The organism is Bifidobacterium sp. (assembly GCF_051876855.1).
Classification (GTDB): Bacteria; Actinomycetota; Actinomycetes; order Actinomycetales; family Bifidobacteriaceae; genus Bifidobacterium.
Genome location: NZ_JBJEIH010000056.1, coordinates 1 through 1,840 on the forward strand (window position 1 = coordinate 1; position 1,840 = coordinate 1,840).

The 1,840-nt window shown below is 59.9% G+C and carries 2 protein-coding genes; one reads left to right on the forward strand and one right to left on the reverse strand.

Going from position 1 to position 1,840, the window contains the following annotated elements; all coding sequences use genetic code 11:
- Positions 1-217, reverse strand: a 217-nt coding sequence (locus ACI38B_RS04175; protein ID WP_439729653.1) for a cation:proton antiporter domain-containing protein, incomplete at its 3' end; no start/stop codon positions are given.
- Between the two features lie 431 nt (positions 218-648).
- Between ACI38B_RS04175 and ACI38B_RS04180 the strand changes: the two genes are divergently transcribed.
- On the forward strand, positions 649-1,840 hold a 1,192-nt coding region (locus ACI38B_RS04180), incomplete at its 3' end, for an ammonium transporter (protein WP_439729654.1).

A 1,840-nucleotide genomic window follows, 5' to 3' on the forward strand; every position in this document is an offset into this window, starting at 1 on the left:
AGCCCACCCCGCCGAGGAACATGAGCACGATAATGCCGATATTGCTGAACAATTCGGTGGAGTCGCTGGGCTGCATCACCCCGAGCACGGCCGGACCGCAGACGATGCCCACCACGATCTGCCCGACGACCTCAGGCAGCCCGGTTTTCCGGCAAATTGCACCAGACAGCATGGTCAGCACCAAGATCGCGCATAACGTTGCGACGAACACCGCCATCGGAACCTTCCTTTCCCGAACGCCTTGGACATTTCGACCGTCGGCGCCCCGTCACTCCCAGCGTGCACACATAGCACATTTCGCGCGCATGATGCGTATGTCATACATGACGCGCACGGCACGCATACATTCAGCCCGCCTGCCGTCAATCTGCCCGCAAACCGACATCATATATATGGATTCGCTTATGGATTCACTGTAATCTCGCCGCGGTATCGACTGTTACAAGAGCGCAACCTACGTGACCTGCCCGTAACAAGGTGTGCGTTCCCAAGAAATCCGCCTGTTTAGCATGGTTGCCAGAATCCGGGACGCACAAGAGATGGGTTGAGGCCGCTTCTTCGGACACGGCGTTCACATCCTTCGGACACAGCGTCCACGCCCTTCGGATTCGGACGGTCATCCATAAGAGAGGAAAGGAAGTGGGTGCCATGTCATCGACCAATGTCATCTGGACATTGCTCGCCGCGACGCTGGTGTTCATGATGCAAGCCGGCTTCGCGATGCTTGAGACAGGTTTCACGCGAGCGAAGAACGCCGGCAATATCGCCATGAAGAACCTGATGGACTACTGTATCGGCACGGTTCTGTTCTGGATTTTCGGTTTCGGCATCATGTTCGGCCCGTCCATCGGCGGCATCATCGGCAAGCCTGATTTCTTCGTGACAAGCAGCTACCAGTACAACCAATACGTTCCGACGATGGTCTACCTGATGTTCCAGACCGTGTTCTGCGCGACATCCGCGACCATCGTTTCCGGCGCCATGGCGGAACGCACGAAGTTCTCCGCCTACCTGATTTACAGCGCCCTGATTTCCGCAATCGTCTACCCGATTTCCGGCCACTGGTGCTGGAACTCGGACGGCTGGCTCGCCCAGCTTGGCTTCCATGATTTCGCCGGCTCCACCGTGGTGCACATGGTCGGCGGCATCTCCGCGCTGATTGGCGCGATCTTCCTCGGCCCGCGTATCGGCAAGTTCGACAAGAACGGCAAGGCCCGCGCAATCCCCGGTCACAGCATGACGCTCGCCATGCTTGGCATCTTCCTGCTGTGGATCGGCTGGTTCGGCTTCAATCCGGGCTCCACAATCACCGCTGACGGCAAGGACACCTGGGTGGAGATGGGCAGCATCTTCATCACCACGAACCTTGCGGCCGCTGTCGGCGCGCTCACCGCGATGTTCCTCGCGTGGAAGAAGTACGGCAAGCCGGATGTCGGCCTGACCATCAACGGCGCGCTCGCCGGCCTGATCGGCATCACCGCGGGCTGCGATGTGGTCAGCCCGGTCGGCGCCTTCTTCATCGGCCTGATTTGCGCGTTCATCTACGTGTACGCCGCATCCATCGTCGAGAACAAGTTCAAGATCGATGACCCGGTCGGTGCATTCGCCGCCCACGGTTGCTGCGGCGCCGGCGGCACCCTGCTGGTCGGCCTGTTCGCGAAGGACGGCGGCCTGTTCTACGGCGGCGGCTTGAAGCTGCTGGGCGTCGAACTGCTCGGTGTGGTCGCGGTTGCGGCCTGGACCACGGTAACGATGATTATCATCTTCTGGGTCATCAAGCACACCATCGGTCTGCGCGTCTCCGCCAAGGAGGAGCTGTCCGGCCTTGATCTGCCTGAAC